This is a genomic window from Curtobacterium sp. MR_MD2014, from assembly GCF_000772085.1.
Taxonomy (GTDB): Bacteria; Actinomycetota; Actinomycetes; order Actinomycetales; family Microbacteriaceae; genus Curtobacterium.
In genome coordinates this window covers 2,751,382-2,766,110 of record NZ_CP009755.1, presented here as the reverse complement: position 1 = coordinate 2,766,110, position 14,729 = coordinate 2,751,382, and the positions used below count along the sequence as shown (strand labels likewise).

Here is a 14,729-nt window from a genome sequence, read left to right as displayed (position 1 = left end):
ACAGTTTCGCGACGCAACCGCCGCGAATCTGTCCGCATGGTCGAGTCTCGGCTCGGGCCGGCGCCGGGCCGGCGGCCGGCCCGGCCGCGCCGCGGCCGGCCTACTCGGCCTTCTGCATCTGCCAGGGCTCGGGCTCGCGGTCGCCGTTCGGGCGCACCGGCCGAACGTCCCCGACGATCGGGATCGAGCGCTTCCGCATGAACCACAGGTAGCGGACGAAGAAGTGCGAGAGCGTCGACAGCCGGTTGCCGTTGCCGAGCAGCGAGGCGATGTGCACCGCGACCCACGCCAGCCACGCCACGGGGCCGACCATCGTGATGCCGCCGCGCAGCTGCGCCACCGCGGCGTTCGTCCCGATGGTCGCCATCGTGCCCTTGTCGAAGTACTTGAAGTGCTCGGTCGGCTTCCCGTCGAGCAGACGCACCACCTGGCGCGCGACGTGCTTGCCGCCCTGCAGTGCGGGCTGGGCGAGCTGCGCGAGCGCGTCGTCCTGCGCCGCGATGTCGCCGGCCGAGAAGATCCGCTCCACGCCCTTCACGCTCAGGTCGTCGTTCACCTGGATGCGACCGCCGTGGGTCTGCGGCAGGCCCCAGCCGGAGACCTCCTTGTGCGCCGCGACCCCGGTGGCCCAGATGACCTGCGACGCGGGGATGAACTCGCCCGAGGCGGTGACGACCCCGTCCTCCTTGACCTCGGCGACGCCCGTGTCCAGGCGGAGCACGACCCCTCGCTTCCGGAGGACCTTGGCCGCGTACCGACGGAGGCGCGGGGCGAACGGCTTGAGCAGCTCGCCGCTGCGGTGCACCAGCGTGATGGAGATGTTGCCGCGCTCGATCTCCGGGTAGGCGCCGACGAGCGCCTGGTCGCGGAGTTCCGCGAGGGCGCCGGCCATCTCCACGCCGGTCGCGCCGCCGCCGACGATCACCACGCGGATCTCGTCAGGGCCCTGCTGGGCCGCGGCCTGCTCGAGGCGGGTGAACAGCTCGTCGCGGATGCGGAGTGCCTGCGAGCGGGAGTACATCGAGTAGGCGTACTCGTACGCACCGGGGGTGCCGAAGTAGCTCGTGTTGACGCCGTTCGCCAGGATCAGCCAGTCGTAGTGCAGGTGCTCGCCGTCCGACATCTCGGCGATGCGGTGCTCGGTGTCGATACCGGTGAGCAGTCCGTGCCGGAAGTCGGCGTTCGACTGCTTCGCCCGCAGGCTCCGCAGGAAGTACGTCACGTCGCCCGCGTTCAGGCCGCCGGTGGCGACCTGGTACATGAGCGGCTGGAACATGTTGTAGACGTGGCGGTCGACGAGCGTCACCCGGACGTCCGCGTCGGCGAGTTCACGCATGGCCGCGATCCCCGCGAAGCCACCCCCGACGATGACGACGTGCGGGCGGGTGTCCTCGGACATGGTGTTCTCCAGGGTGGTGCGGTCGACGGCCACCCAGAAGGGTACGCCGGTCTCGGCACCCGTCCGTCCACCTGCCCGTCCGGCTGCCGATGGAGCGGTCCCGCGGTCCGGCCTGGAGGCACGCCCCGCCGCCGTCAGGCGTCGAACGGCGCGTAGGTGCTCAGCACGTTCCCCTTGCTGGTCACCGCGCTCTGCACCAGGCGCAGGCGGGTGGGCGGGTCCGTCGGTTCGAAGAGCCGCCGCCCGGCTCCGGCGATCGCCGGGTGCACCATGAGCTGCAGCTCGTCGAGGAGTCCGGCGAACAGCAGGTGGCGCACCAGCGTGACGCTGCCGGTGACCGCGACGTCGCCGCCCTCGCCGGCCTTGAGGTCGCGGACGAAGTCGTCGACGTCGCCCTGGATCCGGTGCGCGTTCTGCCACGTCAGGTCGTCACCGAGGGTGGTCGACGCGACGTGCTTCTCGATCGGGTTGATCCACCGGCCGAACGGGTCGTCCTCGTGCCGGGGCCACCACTCGGACCACTCCAGGTAGCTCTGCTTGCCGAGCAACACCGTCTCGGTCCGCTCCATCCACGCCGTCATGGCGGTCCCGAGCTCGGCGTCGAACGAGTCGTACTGGAACTCGTACGGGTCCTGCACCACACCGTCGACCGATGCGAACAGCCCCGAGGTCACCTTGCGCATGCTGCGGAGCACAGGGCCGCGGCGACCCCGCGTCGAGAGGTGCGTGCCGATCAGGCTGACCCCGCGCCGGGGAGCGCCGGGTAGGTTCGCACCGTGCGCGCACGGGTGGAGTCCTTCGAGGTCGGTGGGCTGTCCGTGCGGCTCCGGACCCTCGCGCCGGCCGGGCGGCTGCACGACACGCTCGCGCCGACGGTCGTCCTCGTGCACGGCATCGGCATGTCGCACCGCTCCTTCGACCGGACGCAGCGCCACCTCGCCCGCACCCACCGCACGGTCGCGGTCGACCTGCCGGGTTTCGGCGGGCTCCCCCCGGCAGGCCGCCCGCTCGACCTGCAGGAGCTCGGCGACCTGGTGGTCGGAGCCGTCCGGTCGCGGGGCGTCGGGGACCTCGTGCTCGTCGGCCAGTCGATGGGCACCCAGGTCGTCGTCGAGGCAGCCCGTCGGCACGCCGAGACGGTGACCGCGGTCGTCCTGGTCGGGCCCGTCGTGGACCGGGCGCGGCGGACGCTGCTGCAGCAGGCGACGGACCTCGGACGCGACTGCCTCGTCGAGGACCCGCGGATGAACCTCGTCGTGCTCACCGACTACCTGCGGAGCCTGCGGCAGTACGTCCGGCAGCTCCGACCGATGCTCCGTTACCGGCTCGAGGACACCGTCCCGGAGCTCCCGCAGCCGGTGCTCGTCGTGCGCGGCGACCGCGACCCGATCGGGCGACGGGACTGGGCTGCTGCGCTCGCGGTCGCAGCGCGTCGGGGTGTCCTGGTCGAGCTCCCCGGCGGTCACCACGTGCAGGACCGGCAGCCCGTCGCGTTCGCGCGGCTGGTCGACGAGTTCCGGCGGGTGCAGACCGTCGAGGACCTCGCGGCCGGTGGCCCGTCGACCGGTGACACCACGACGGGGCCGGCACGGTGACGGACCGGACCACCCCGGGGACGGGAGCGGCGTCGGGGACGGCGGCCGTGCCTCCCGGCCGTGTGCCGCTGCTGCGTCGCGCCTGGTGGGCCGCCCTCGACTGGTGGTACGCCGCGCGGTGGCAGCTGCGGAGCACCGGACCGACGACCGCCGATGACTACCGGACCGGTGACGGCCAGCCGGTCGTCGTCGTGCCCGGCGTCTACGAGACCTGGCACTTCATGCGCCCGCTGATGGACGCCCTGCACGACGCCGGGCACCCGGTGCACGTGCTGCCCGTGCTGCGGCACAACCTGCGTCCCGTGCCGGAGTCGGCGCGCGAGGTGCTGGCGTACCTCGACGAGCACGACCTCCGCGGGGTGCTGGTCGTCGCACACAGCAAGGGCGGCCTGATCGGCAAGTACGCGATGACCCTGCCCGAGGGGGAGCGCATCGACCGGATGGTGGCGGTGTCGACGCCCTTCGGCGGGTCCGTGTACGCGCGGCTCGCGCCCGTGCCGCACCTGCGGGCCTTCCGTGCGGCGGACCCGGTGCTCGCAGCGCTCGGACGCGACCTCGCCGTGAACGCCCGGATCACGTCCGTCTACGGGGTCTTCGACACGCTCATCCCGGGAGGCAGCGAGCTCGCCGGGGCCACGAACGTGCGCGTGCCCGTCGGCGGGCACTTCCGGATCCTCGGCGCGCAGCAGACCCGCGAGGTCGTGCTCGACGCGGCCGCGGGCCCGGGCTCAGCGGGCTGAGCCGCGAGAGGCCGTGCGGCGGCCGTGCGCGAGACTCGCGCTTACGGGCACTTTCCTCCCCGGGGCCCGCGAGTCTCGTCCGCCTGGCCGAGTCTCGGGGCTGTGCCGCGCCGCCGCCGCCGCGGTCAGGCGCCGGGCAGGAACAGGCAGAAGGGGTGCCCGTCGGGGTCGAGGAGCACCCGCACGTCGTCCTGGGGCTGGAAGTCCGCCTCGGTCGCACCGAGCTCGAGCGCGCGGGCGGTCGCGGCGTGGAGGTCCTCCACCTGCAGGTCGAGGTGCAGCTGCATGCCCTGCGTCCCCGTGACCGGGGGCCAGGTCGGTGCCTCGTAGGCGTCGTCGTACTGCACCGAGAGCCCGACCCCGCCGTCGGCCGGGCGCACCCGCAGCCAGGTCGGACCGTCCTCGTGCACGGTCCACCCGGTCAGCGCACCCCAGAACCGCGCGAGGCGCACCGGGTCGGGGGACTGCAGGACGGTCGCGGTCAGCACGGGCATCGCGGGGTCGTCGGCACTCATGCGGCGCACGGTACCCGGGCCTGTCGACAGGACGGTCCAGCACCGCGACGGCCGCGCGACGGACGCGCGACGGCTGCCGGCTGGTCAGCGGGCGGCGACGCTCGCGCGCTCGACGATCCGGTGCGGCACGACGACGGTCTCCGGAGCGGCCGTCGGGTCGGCGATGCGTCGGGTGAGCAGGTCGAGCGCCGCCGTGGCGAAGGCCCGCCGGTCGAACGACACCGTCGTCAGCGCCGGGATCGCGAAGGCTGCGGCGTCGACGTCGTCGAACCCCACGACGCTGACCTGCTCCGGCACGTGGACACCCCGTGCCGCCAGGACGTGCAGCACGCCGAAGGCGATCGAGTCCGTGTACGCGAACACCGCGTCCGGCAGCGGGTGCGCGTCCAGCCAGGTCGCGAACCCCGCCGCCGCCGCACTCGTCGACCACGTCGGCAGCGGCACGCGCAGGGCGGGGTCGACCTCGAGGCCGACCGCGCCGAGCGCATCCGCGTGACCCTGGTCGCGCAGCTCGCTCGTGGCGGTGGCGTCCGTCGGACGGGCGGCCCCGACGACCGCGATCCGACGGTGCCCGCGGTCGAGCAGGTGGGTCGTGACCTCGCGTGCGGCGCGGCGGCTGTCCACGTGCACCTGGTCGACGTGCTCCGGTTCGACCTCGCCGATGACGACGGTCGGCGGGAGCCCCTCGGTCTCGGCCAGGACGCTCGCGCTGAGCGACACCGGGTTGAGCACGAGACCGTCCACCAGGTGGGCCCGGGCCCGGGAGACGAGGTCCCGTTCACGTCCGGGGTCGTGTCCGGTCTGGTCGAGCTGCACCGTCCAGCCACGCTCGCGGGCGAGTTCGACGAACCACTGGGCGAGTTCGGCCGAGTAGGCGCTGCCGAGCTCGGGCAGCGTCAGGGCGATCGCGCCGGAGCGTCCGTTGCGCAGGCCGCGCGCGGACAGGTTCGGCACGTAGCCGAGCTCGGCGACCGCGCGCTCGACCCGCTCCCGTGTCGCCGGCCGCACGGGCACGCCGCCGTTCACCACGTTGGAGACGGTCTTCGGGGAGACCCCGGCGAGGGCCGCCACGTCCCGCACGGTCGCGCGCATCGGGACGAGCGTAGCGCGCCGCCCGGCGGACGGGAGGCGCGGTGCGGTGCCGCCACGTGCCTCCCGTCCGTCGCGGTGACGGACGGGAGGTGCGGTGCAGGACCGCCCCGTGCCTCCCGTCCGAGACGGGTCGGGTCCGCCGACCCGGACCGCGCGCCGCGGGCCGGCGCCGCTCGGTCGTGGCTACGCGTCGAGCAGCTCGCGCCGCGCCGCACGGCGGGCGCGGACGCGGCCGGTCACCGTGACCGCGACCACGACCGCCAGCACCGCGTAGAGCACGATCGGGATGGGGCCGGCCACCAGTACCGAGAAGTCCCCGTCGGCGCTCAGCGCCGCGTCCCGCAGGCTCGTCTCGGCGAGCGGACCGAGCACCATCCCGATGATGAGCGGTGCGAGCGGGATGTCGAGGGCCCGCATGAGGAACCCGACGAGACCGATGCCGAGCAGCATGAGCAGGTCGAAGACCGAACCGCTCGTCGCGTAGATGCCGAGCCCGCAGAAGACGGCGATGCCCGCGTAGAGGTACGCGCGCGGGATCCGCAGCAGCTTCGCCCACAGCATCGCGAACGGGAGGTTGATGACGAGCAGCACCACCATCGCGATGAAGAACGACGCCAGCAGCGCCCAGACCAGGTCGGGGGAGCGGTCGAAGAGCAGCGGACCCGGCTGCAGGCCGTACTGGCGGAACGCGGCGAGCATGATCGCGGCGGTCGCCGACACCGGCAGGCCGAGGGACAGCAGCGCACCCATCGCCATGCCGGTCGTGGAGTTGCCGGCTGCCTCGGGTGCCGCCAGCCCGCGGATCGCACCCGTGCCGAACTGCGGGTCCTTCCGGCGGGCGTCGAGACGCTTCTCGAGCCCGAACGCCAGGAAGGTCGGGATCTCGGACCCGCCGGCGGGCACGACGCCGAAGGGCAGCCCGATCGCGGTGCCGCGCAGCCAGGCGGGCGCCGCCTCGCGCAGTTCCCGCTTCGAGAGCCACGGGCGTCCGGTCGCCTGCACCATCCGGCGGTCCTTCAGGTGTCGGGCCAGGCACGCGACGTAGATGACCTCGCCGAGCGCGAGGACCGCGACCGTCACCGTGACGAGCGAGATGCCGTCGAAGAGCTCGGGCACGCCCATCGTGAAGCGCGGTGCACCCGAGATGCCGTCGACGCCGATCACCGCGATGCCGAGACCGAGGCACAGCGAGCCGAGTCCCTTCAGCGCGTCGTCGGTGACGACCGACGACGTCGTGACGAACGCGAACAGTGCCAGGGCGAAGAACTCCGCCGGTCCGAAGCTCGACGAGAACGACGCGAGTGCCGGTGCGAGGAACACGACCAGGACCGAGGCGATCATGCCGCCGACGAACGCGCCGATCGCGGCCGTCGCGAGCGCCTGGGCCGCTCGTCCGTTCAGCGCCATCTTGTGGCCCTCGAACGTCGAGGCGATGGCCGAGGCCTGGCCCGGCGTGTTCATCAGGATGCCCATGGTGGAGTCACCGAAGAGCCCGCCGAAGTAGACGCCGGCGAACATGATGAACGCCGCGGTCGGGTCGAGCGAGAACGTCACGGGCAGCAGCAGCGCCACCGCCATCGACGAGCCGAGGCCGGGGAGGACGCCGACCGCGGTGCCGAGGAGGCACCCGACGACGACCCAGAGCAGGTTGGCGGGGGTCAGGGCGCCGGCGAAGCCGTCACCGAGGAGACCGAGCACGTCCACGTCAGAACTCCCATCCGACGATGCCCGAGGGCAGCGACAGGTCGAGCAGCATGTCGAAGGCGATGTAGCTGATCGCGCTCACCGTCAGCCCGACGACGAGCGGACGCAGCCACCCCGGGGCGCCGAGCCCCTTCGCGACACCGAGGAAGAGCAGTCCGGCACCGACGATCCACCCGAGCACGCCGAGCAGCAGGGCGAAGGCGGCGAAGGACAGGACCACCCAGGCCAGGGAGCGCCAGTCGACGCGGACCGAGCGCTGCTCGACCGAGGTGCCGGTCGTGTCGGTGTCGGCGGCGGTGTGCGCGTCGGCGCGGACGGCGGTGTCGGTGCGGGCCTCCGACGGTGTGCCGTCGGACCCGACCCGTCGGCCGCGCGCAGCCCGGACGGACCGGACGACCAGCAGGGCGGCCAGCAGCAGGAGTGCGGCGGCGACGATGCCGGGGAACACCGCGGGCCCGGGGAACGCGGTTCCGTCGGGGACCTCCATCGTGACGATGCCGACGACGAGGTAGACCGCGAAGGCGGTGAAGAGCGCCGGGGTGGTCAGCTCCTTCGCCACCGCGGCGACGCGGCCGGAGTCGGCCCGCAGCGTGAGCCGCTGTCCGACGACCGCGGAGGACGACGTGGGGTTGCTCGGACGGGTCATCGGCCCAGCTCCTCGTACAGCCCGGTGATGCGCTCGCGCTCCTCGTCGATGAACGCGTCGAGCTCGTCACCCGTGATGATCCGCTCGGTCCAGTGGTACCGCTCCATGGCGTCCGCCCACTCGGGGGTGTCGAGCGTGTCCAGCACGATGTCGGTCAGCTGCGCCCGCTGCTCGTCGTCGAGTCCGCCCGGTGCAGCGATCTCGCGCCAGTTCGTCAGCGTGACGTCGTGCCCCTGCTCGACCGCGGTGGGGATGTCGATGCCCTCGACCGGCTCCGCCGCGACGAGCGCGAGTGCGCGCAGACGACCGGACTCGATCTGGTCGATGTTGTCCGGGTACCCGCCCGAGGCCGCCGCCGCCGTGCCGTTGAGGAGCGCCTGGATGGCCTCGCCACCGCCGTCCGACGGGATGTAGTTCGTGTCCTTCGGGTCGATCCCGGCCGAGACGGCGAGGTCGGTGACGACGAGCTGGTCGAACGAGCCGCCGCCCGTCCACGGCACCGAGCCGGGGCGCTCGCGCCAGGCGCTGACGAGGTCGTCGAGCGTCTCGTACGGCGAGTCGGCGGGGACGACGATGACGTCGTACTCCTCGACGGTGACCGCGAGCGGCGTGATGTCGTCGTGGGTGACCGCGGAACCGAACTGGATCTCGGCCGCGAGGAGCCCCGTCCCGCCGACGAGCAGCGTGTCCGTCTGTCCGGCGAGCCGAGCGACGTTCCCGAGCGCGATGGTGCCACCGGCGCCCGGCATGTTGACCACCTGGACGGAGTTGACGATGCCGTTCGCGCGCTGCGCCTGCTGCATGGACCGTGCGACGCCGTCCCAACCGCCGCCGGCCGCCGCCGGTGCCACGAGGGTCACCGACCGGGTCGGGTCGCCTCCGGCCGCTGCCGACGTCACCGAGCCGAAGGCCGCGACAGCGATGGACACCGCGGCGACGGCTGTCCCGACCACGCGTGCGACGGGGCGACGGGCACGCGGCGGACCCGGCGTCCCCGTCGTCGGCTGCTCCGGCACTGGTTGCTCCGGCTGCACTGGTTGCTCTGGCATTGCTGGCTCCCTCCTGCGCACGTCGTCGTGCCGCAGGTCGAGAAGTACGATGGCAGCCGCCGACCGGGCGAGCACCCGGCGGCGGAGATGTGCTCATTGACGCTCACGGCGTCGCGGCCGAAGGGGGACGCCACGGTGACCAGGGCTCGTCTCGGGCGGTTGCGGCGGACCGCGGTGCTCGCGCTGCCGAGCGTCATCGTGCTCGCGGCGACGGGTGTCACGACCGGGGTCGCGGCCGTGGTGCAGGAGCGCGCCATCCGCACGTCAGTGGTCGACCAGGTGTCCGGCGTCGCGTCGAGCCTGGCCGACCTGCCCGAGGTGCGGGACGCGGTGGCGTCGGTCGCCGACCGGGGCGCACCCGGCGCGCTCGCCGACGCCGACGACCTCGCCTCCGCCACCGCGGCACTGCAACCGATCGCGACGCTCGTCGAGGGTGCCGCCGGCGTCTCGTACGTCGTGGTCACCGACGACGACGGCGTGCGGATCACCCACCCGGACCCGGCGGAACGCGGTGAGCCCGTCGAGACGACGATCGCGCCCGTGCTCCGCGGTGCGGAGTTCGTCGGCACCGAGACCGGCCCGACCGGGACGACCCTGCGTGCGAAGGTGCCCGTCGTCGGCGAGGAGGGCGAGGTCGTCGGCGTCGTGGCGGTCGGCGTGCTCGAGTCCACCATCGCGGCGGACCGGGAACGGGCCCTCGGCACCCTGCTCCCGTGGAGCACCGGCGCGCTCGTCGCGGCGACGCTCGCGAGCGTGCTCCTGTCACTCGTGATCGCCCGACGGCTCCGCCGAGCCGACGCGGTCGACGCGGAGAGCCGGCAGGTCCGGTGGACGACCGAGGCGCTGCGCGAGCAGGCACACGAGTTCGGCACCCGTCTGCACGTGGTGCGCGGACTGGTCGAACAGGGGGACGACGAGGACGCGATGGCCTACATCGACGCCGTGGCACCCGGGTTGACCAGCGGCGGCGGTGCCGGGTCGCCGCGCCGCGGTGCGGTGGCGACGGCGTCGGTCGCGGCGGTGCGCTCGGAACTCGCCGTGGCCGGGACCACGCTCGACCTCCGGATCGCCGACGACGTCGTGCTCGACGACGCGGTGCTGCTGGTCGTCGCCAACCTGTGCCGGAACGCCGCCGAGGCCGGGGCGGCCACCGTCAGCTGCACCATCGGCTCGCATGACGGGCGTGTGACGGTGACGGTCGAGGACGACGGACCGGGCATCGACCCGGCCGACGCGCACCGCGTGCTGACCCGCGGGTGGTCGTCGAAGACCGACGAGAGCGGCCTCGGGCGCGGCATCGGCCTGGCACTCGTCCGACGCACCGCCACCGACCGCGGCGGATCCGTGGTCGTCGGACGGTCGGCAGCGCTCGGCGGTGCCCGGCTCGACGTCGAGATGGCGGCGGGATCGTGACGGCGGCGCTCCGCGTGCTCGTGGTCGACGACGACGCCGGCGCTCGCGCACTCCACACCCGGTGGGTGGCCGCGACCGAGGGGTTCGCCGTCGTCGGGGCGGTCGCGTCCGGCGGCGCCGCGCTGGCATCCGTGGAGCGCGGGGTCGACCTCGTGCTGCTCGACATGCGCCTGCCCGACATCAGCGGCATCGAGGTCCTGCACCGCATGCACGTCGCCGGCGTCGACGACACCGACGTGCTGGTCGTCAGCTCGTCCCGCGACCAAGTCACCGTCCGGCAGGCGCTCGCCGCGCACCCGGTCGGGTACCTGCTGAAGCCGTTCGACCGCGAGGCCCTGCAGGACCGGCTCCGCGCCTACGCGGCCGAACGTCGGTCCCGCGAGGACGCGCAGCGCGACGTCCCGATGGGGCAGGGCGACGTCGACCGGCTGCTCGCCACCGGATCGGTGCGCGTGGTCGGACCCGACCGCACGGCGACGAGAGCGCCCGAGGACGCCCTCCCGAAGGGCGTCAGCGCCACCACGCTCGGTCGGGTCGTGACGGCGCTCGACCCCGTGGTCGCCCGCTCGGTCGACGAGGTCGCGGCAGCGACGGGCACCTCGCGGGCCACCGCCCGCCGGTACCTCGACCACCTCGTCGCGACGGGCGCCATCGACCTGGCGCACCGGTACGGCCGTCGAGGCCGTCCGCAGGTGCTCTACCGGCTGACGCCGGCTCCCTGAAGGCCCGGCCACGGCAGCCGGGTCGCGATCCGTGACGGAGGGAAGGCCCGTGGCGGCGTCGCCACGGGCCTCCCGTCCGTCACCGGGTCACGCGCGTCGCGTGGTGCCGCCCCGCCGTACGGACGCATCCGTGGCGGGCGGGCGTCCGGTCAGGACGGGTGGCGGGCGGTCCACTCGCGGAATGAGGCGGCGCAGCTCAGTTCGTCTTTGCGAACACGCTGCCGTCACCGAAGGAAACGATTCCGCCGTGGAAGGTGTTCGGGACCTGGAAGACGACCTCTCCGCTCGCGCTCTGGCCGGCACCGAGTGTGACGCTCGGCATCGACTTCGCGCCGGTGATGAACTCGGAGTCGTAAACGGAGCCGTCCGTGCCAGCAAGCGCGAGGTCGTAGGCGACAGATCCCGCTTCGACTCCCGCGGTCGTGGCCGTGACGTGCACGATCAGGAGCACGTACTTCATCCCGGCGTCCGGCTGCTCGAACTGGTTGGACGACGTGAAGTTGTCGTTGTAGCCGTCGACCCACTGCGTGTAGTCGGCGGACGACCCGTCGAGGCGGTTCGTGCTCGTCATCTCGAACTTGGTTCCGGCCGGAGCGGGGTTGGCGGCGCTCGAACCGTCATCGGCTGCCGGCGTCAAGAGGACGGTGGTACCCGGCTTTACGCTCGCTCCGGCGTCGGGTGCCTGTGAAGCGACCGTGTCGGCAGCTTCGCCGCCCCCACCGACGTTGAAACCAGCGGCCTTGAGCAGGTCGGTTGCCTCGTCGAAGGTCTTCCCGACGACGTCAGGCACCTCCACTGGCGCAACTTCCGCGACCTCGGCGGCCTCGGTCGCGGAGGTCAACGAAGCCGCCGTCTCGCTGGCAGCACCGAGCGACGCCACCCCGTAGATGGTCCCGAAGAGGAGGGAGACGACAACAGCAGCACCGCCCAGGATGACGCCAGCCAACGACTTCTGCAGGCGGTGACGCAGTGTGACGAGGCCGAAGACCAGGGCCAGAACCCCGAGGATGAACCCGAAGTGGAGCAGAACCGGGATGAAGGCGATGGCGAGGCCGATGATCCCGAGCACCAGGGACGCGGTTGCGAGCGGGACGGTCCGATTTCTCGGGTCTCCGGATTGCGGTGCGAAGGGCGGTTGCGGCGTACCCGGGGCGTACGGTGCGGACATTGGAGACTCCTGAATGAGTGATGGTCAGGATGACCGTAGCCGCTGCACTCCTGGTTCGGTAGTTCGCTCGGTCGCCAGGAACCGTCGGCGCGGTTCCCGGCTCGGAGACAGACGTCACCTCGGTCAGGACGGGTGGCGGGCGGTCCACTCGCGGAACGGGGCCGTCGGGTCGTCGACCCGGCCCTGCTCGCTCGGCAGGGCGCGCTCCGTGACGGGCTTCGCGTACTCGTCGTAGAAGGTGGCGAGCGTCATCAGGCGGTTGCCGTCCTCGTAGTGCTCGCCCTCCTGCTCCCGCGTCGCGGCGAAGACCACGCGGTCCGGCTGGGCGTAGTACAGCGCGCCGAGGCACATCGGGCACGGGTACGCGGTGACGAACACCTCGTGGCCGGTGAGGTCGGTGATGCCCTGCTCGGCGGCGGCGCGGATCGCGCGGATCTCGGCGTGCGCGGTCGGGTCGCCGGTCTGGGCGACGTGGTTGACGGCTTCGACCACGACCTCGCCGTCGCGGACGATCAGGCAGGCGAAGGGCTTGCCACCGTCGTGGACGTTGTCGAGGGCGCGAGAGACCGCGAGGGCGGTGAGTTCGTCGTCGTGCATGCCGGCCACGGTGCTCTCGGCCAGTGCTCGTCGGGTGTGCGTCCGGGGGACGGGGACGAGCGGATCGCGGTGCTGGTCAGCCGAGCCAGGACGGGTCGGCGAAGAGCGCCTCGACCTCGGTGACGAAGCGCGAGGCGTGGAAGCCGTCCACCGCCGCGTGGTTGATCCGGAGCGCCATCGGCATGCGGGTGCGTCCGTCCACCTGTCGGTAGCGCCCGAGCGTGATCACGGGCGCCAGGTGGTCCTCGGCGCCCGTCAGGTGCAGCGCGAAGCCGGTGAACGACGTGCGGGGGAGCGTCGAGACGTCGAAGAGGTCGGTGCGACCGGTGCCCTGCGGGAACATGCGGTGGTCGTCGCGGTACCGCTCGGTCGTGGCGACCACGGCGTCGTGGAACGCCCGTGCGTCGGGGTCGTACTCGGTGACGAGCACCGAGAAGGTCTCGGTGTCGCGGTGGAAGACGGTGAAGGTCGGGTGCACCACGTCCCACACCGCGGGCCGGCCCTCCTCGGTGAGCTGCATCCGGAACTCGTCGTGCCGGTTCACGACCGTCGCGAGCACCCAGATCTGGGACGGGTACGTCTTCGCGCCGGCGGCCCGGGCGGCGTCGACGAAGGCGGTGACGTCGACCTCCACGGTCATCTCCCACGCACAGGGCTCCCGCCGGTAGTGCGCGAAGTGCTCGGCGCGGGGCCACTGGTCGAGGTCGATCGGTCGGAGTCGGTCCACCCGGCCAGTCTCGTCCCCCGGACTCCCGACGCGCGTGCACCGGACGGCGGTTCAGTGGTGCATGCCCTCGACGCCGTTCTCACCAGCGCTCGCGACGTTCTTCCGCGGGCTCGCCGCGCACAACGAGAAGTCGTGGTTCGAGGAGCACCGCGACGACTGGGAACGGCACGTGCAGGAGCCGATGGAGGCGCTCCTGCACGAGGCCGAGCGCCGCTACGGTGCCGGACGGGTGCTCCGGCAGCACCGCGACCTGCGCTTCACGCCGGACGAGCGGCCCTACCGCGAGGACACCGGTCTCACCGCGGGCGGCACGTACCTCAGTGCCGGAGCGGACGGGTTGCAGGTCGGCGGTGGACTCTACGAACCGTCCCGCGCACAGCTGCGGGCAGCGCGCACCACCATCGACGAGCACCCGCAGGCCGCGGCCGCGCTGCAGCGTGAGCTCGACGAACTGACCGATGCCGGGTACGAGCTGGCCGGACCGCCGCTGAAGACCGCCCCGCGCGGGTACGACGTGGACCACCCGCGGATCGACCTGCTCCGGATGCAGCACTACGCGGCGCTCGTGCACCTGCCGCTGGAGAGCTCCCTCGACGACATCACCGCGGCGTGGGACCGCGTGCAGCCGCTGGTCCGGTGGACGGTGAAGTGGGCACGGGCGGACGACCCGGAGGCTTCGGACGACCCGGCGCCGCCCGTGCCGGGAGCCCGGTCGATCGACGAGCGCGCCTGACCGCCTGATCGCCCGTCCGTCGGCTGCTCCCTAGGCTCGGGGCATGCCGACGCTCGACCGTTCCCCTGCCCTCGTCGCCACCGGGTTCCTCGCGATCCCCGTCGCCCAGGCGCTCGTCGCACTGCCGAGCGACCTGCTGTCGACGATCCAGGCGGCGCCGATCGACCCGGCCCTTGCCGACACCGCAGCCTTCTCCGAGGCGTACGGCTACCCGCTCGAGGGCGGCGCGAACTGCATCGTCGTCGTGGGGAAGCGCGGCGACGAGGTCCGCCACGCGGCGTGCGTGGTGCTCGCGTCGACGAAGCTCGACGTGAACCGGGTCGTGAAGAAGCTGCTGGACGTCCGCAAGGCGAGCTTCGCGCCGATGGACCAGGCGGTCGAGCTGACCGGCATGGAGTACGGCGGGATCACCCCGATCGGGTTGCCAGCGGACTGGCCGGTGTACGTCGATGCCCGCGTGCTCGGTGCTCCGGAGGTCGTCGTGGGTGCCGGGCTCCGCGGGGCGAAGGTGTTCCTGCCCGGGCGGACCCTGGCGGCGCTGCCGAACGTCACCGTGGTCGAGGGGCTGGCCGTCGAGGGGCCCTCCGTCGAGGATCCGGCCACCGGAGCCGCCGACCTCGGCTGAGCCC

Annotated in this window: 16 protein-coding genes; 6 read left to right on the top strand and 10 right to left on the bottom strand. The window is 72.9% G+C overall.

The genetic code is table 11. The features are described from left to right. Positions 1-100: 100 nt before the first annotated feature. Positions 101-1,432, bottom strand: a complete 1,332-nt coding sequence (locus NI26_RS12730) for an NAD(P)/FAD-dependent oxidoreductase (RefSeq protein ID WP_235426368.1) — start codon at positions 1,430-1,432, stop codon at positions 101-103. A gap of 101 nt (positions 1,433-1,533) precedes the next feature. Next, on the bottom strand, positions 1,534-2,082 hold the full coding sequence (locus NI26_RS12725; RefSeq protein WP_066658613.1) for a dihydrofolate reductase family protein: 549 nt from the start codon (positions 2,080-2,082) through the stop codon (positions 1,534-1,536). A gap of 93 nt (positions 2,083-2,175) precedes the next feature. On the opposite strand from NI26_RS12725, the gene NI26_RS12720 reads away from it, so the two are divergent. After that, entirely contained in the window at positions 2,176-2,994 is an 819-nt protein-coding gene (locus NI26_RS12720) for an alpha/beta fold hydrolase (RefSeq protein WP_144411362.1), read from the top strand. Continuing rightward, positions 2,991-3,734: an esterase/lipase family protein gene (locus NI26_RS12715; protein WP_235426367.1), complete on the top strand. Its 744-nt coding sequence runs from the start codon at positions 2,991-2,993 to the stop codon at positions 3,732-3,734. The genes NI26_RS12720 and NI26_RS12715 overlap by 4 nt, the downstream gene beginning before the upstream one ends. Before the next feature lie 125 nt (positions 3,735-3,859). Here NI26_RS12715 and NI26_RS12710 read toward each other — a convergent pair whose 3' ends face one another. From NI26_RS12710 to NI26_RS12690, 5 genes are all read right to left on the bottom strand, one after another. Next, positions 3,860-4,249, bottom strand: coding sequence for a VOC family protein (locus NI26_RS12710; protein WP_235426366.1), 390 nt, complete (start codon positions 4,247-4,249; stop codon positions 3,860-3,862). Positions 4,250-4,333: 84 nt separating this feature from the next. After that, a complete protein-coding gene (locus NI26_RS12705) occupies positions 4,334-5,341 on the bottom strand; it encodes a LacI family DNA-binding transcriptional regulator (RefSeq protein ID WP_066655952.1) in 1,008 nt (335 codons plus the stop codon). A gap of 183 nt (positions 5,342-5,524) precedes the next feature. After that, positions 5,525-7,045, bottom strand: coding sequence for a tripartite tricarboxylate transporter permease (locus NI26_RS12700; protein WP_066655949.1), 1,521 nt, complete (start codon positions 7,043-7,045; stop codon positions 5,525-5,527). 1 nt (position 7,046) lies between these two features. Then, positions 7,047-7,691 carry a tripartite tricarboxylate transporter TctB family protein gene (locus tag NI26_RS12695; protein ID WP_066655946.1) on the bottom strand — a complete coding sequence of 215 codons (645 nt, stop codon included), beginning with the start codon at positions 7,689-7,691 and terminating at the stop codon, positions 7,047-7,049. Further along, positions 7,688-8,740 carry a tripartite tricarboxylate transporter substrate binding protein gene (locus tag NI26_RS12690; RefSeq protein ID WP_081985036.1) on the bottom strand — a complete coding sequence of 351 codons (1,053 nt, stop codon included), beginning with the start codon at positions 8,738-8,740 and terminating at the stop codon, positions 7,688-7,690. The genes NI26_RS12695 and NI26_RS12690 overlap by 4 nt, the downstream gene beginning before the upstream one ends. Positions 8,741-8,875: 135 nt before the next feature. Here NI26_RS12690 and NI26_RS12685 point away from each other — a divergent pair, with 135 nt between their 5' ends. Both NI26_RS12685 and NI26_RS12680 read left to right on the top strand, forming a co-directional pair. Next, positions 8,876-10,153, top strand: a complete 1,278-nt coding sequence (locus tag NI26_RS12685; RefSeq protein WP_235426365.1) for an ATP-binding protein — start codon at positions 8,876-8,878, stop codon at positions 10,151-10,153. Next, the gene (locus NI26_RS12680) at positions 10,150-10,875 is read left to right on the top strand and encodes a response regulator (RefSeq protein ID WP_235426364.1); all 726 of its coding nucleotides are present in this window, start codon (positions 10,150-10,152) and stop codon (positions 10,873-10,875) included. Before NI26_RS12685 ends, NI26_RS12680 begins: the two co-directional genes overlap by 4 nt. A 196-nt stretch (positions 10,876-11,071) precedes the next feature. On the opposite strand, the gene NI26_RS12675 is transcribed toward NI26_RS12680, so the two are convergent. From NI26_RS12675 to NI26_RS12665, 3 genes are all read right to left on the bottom strand, one after another. Continuing rightward, complete coding sequence (locus tag NI26_RS12675; protein ID WP_066655942.1) at positions 11,072-11,944, bottom strand: PASTA domain-containing protein; 873 nt, start codon at positions 11,942-11,944, stop codon at positions 11,072-11,074. Positions 11,945-12,166: 222 nt separating this feature from the next. Next, complete coding sequence (locus tag NI26_RS12670; RefSeq protein ID WP_066658599.1) at positions 12,167-12,640, bottom strand: nucleoside deaminase; 474 nt, start codon at positions 12,638-12,640, stop codon at positions 12,167-12,169. Between the two features lie 76 nt (positions 12,641-12,716). Beyond that, on the bottom strand, positions 12,717-13,367 hold the full coding sequence (locus NI26_RS12665; RefSeq protein ID WP_066655940.1) for a CatA-like O-acetyltransferase: 651 nt from the start codon (positions 13,365-13,367) through the stop codon (positions 12,717-12,719). Positions 13,368-13,428: 61 nt separating this feature from the next. Between NI26_RS12665 and NI26_RS12660 the strand changes: the two genes are divergently transcribed. Further along, positions 13,429-14,100 (top strand): DUF2461 domain-containing protein, encoded by a 672-nt coding sequence (locus NI26_RS12660; protein ID WP_066655937.1) that lies wholly within the window; start codon positions 13,429-13,431, stop codon positions 14,098-14,100. Positions 14,101-14,143: 43 nt separating this feature from the next. Then, positions 14,144-14,725, top strand: coding sequence for a YbaK/EbsC family protein (locus tag NI26_RS12655; RefSeq protein WP_066655935.1), 582 nt, complete (start codon positions 14,144-14,146; stop codon positions 14,723-14,725). The last annotated feature ends 4 nt before the right edge of the window (positions 14,726-14,729 follow it).

Bases quoted from the DNA above. Each gene is read 5' to 3' on its own strand.
- NI26_RS12695 (WP_066655946.1), bottom strand. From the start codon at position 7,691: ATGACCCGTCCGAGCAACCCCACGTCGTCCTCCGCGGTCGTCGGACAG.
- NI26_RS12660 (WP_066655937.1), top strand. From the start codon at position 13,429: ATGCCCTCGACGCCGTTCTCACCAGCGCTCGCGACGTTCTTCCGCGGG.
- NI26_RS12690 (WP_081985036.1), bottom strand. From the start codon at position 8,740: ATGCCAGAGCAACCAGTGCAGCCGGAGCAACCAGTGCCGGAGCAGCCG.
- NI26_RS12705 (WP_066655952.1), bottom strand. From the start codon at position 5,341: ATGCGCGCGACCGTGCGGGACGTGGCGGCCCTCGCCGGGGTCTCCCCG.
- NI26_RS12670 (WP_066658599.1), bottom strand. From the start codon at position 12,640: ATGCACGACGACGAACTCACCGCCCTCGCGGTCTCTCGCGCCCTCGAC.
- NI26_RS12710 (WP_235426366.1), bottom strand. From the start codon at position 4,249: ATGAGTGCCGACGACCCCGCGATGCCCGTGCTGACCGCGACCGTCCTG.
- NI26_RS12725 (WP_066658613.1), bottom strand. From the start codon at position 2,082: ATGCGCAAGGTGACCTCGGGGCTGTTCGCATCGGTCGACGGTGTGGTG.
- NI26_RS12655 (WP_066655935.1), top strand. From the start codon at position 14,144: ATGCCGACGCTCGACCGTTCCCCTGCCCTCGTCGCCACCGGGTTCCTC.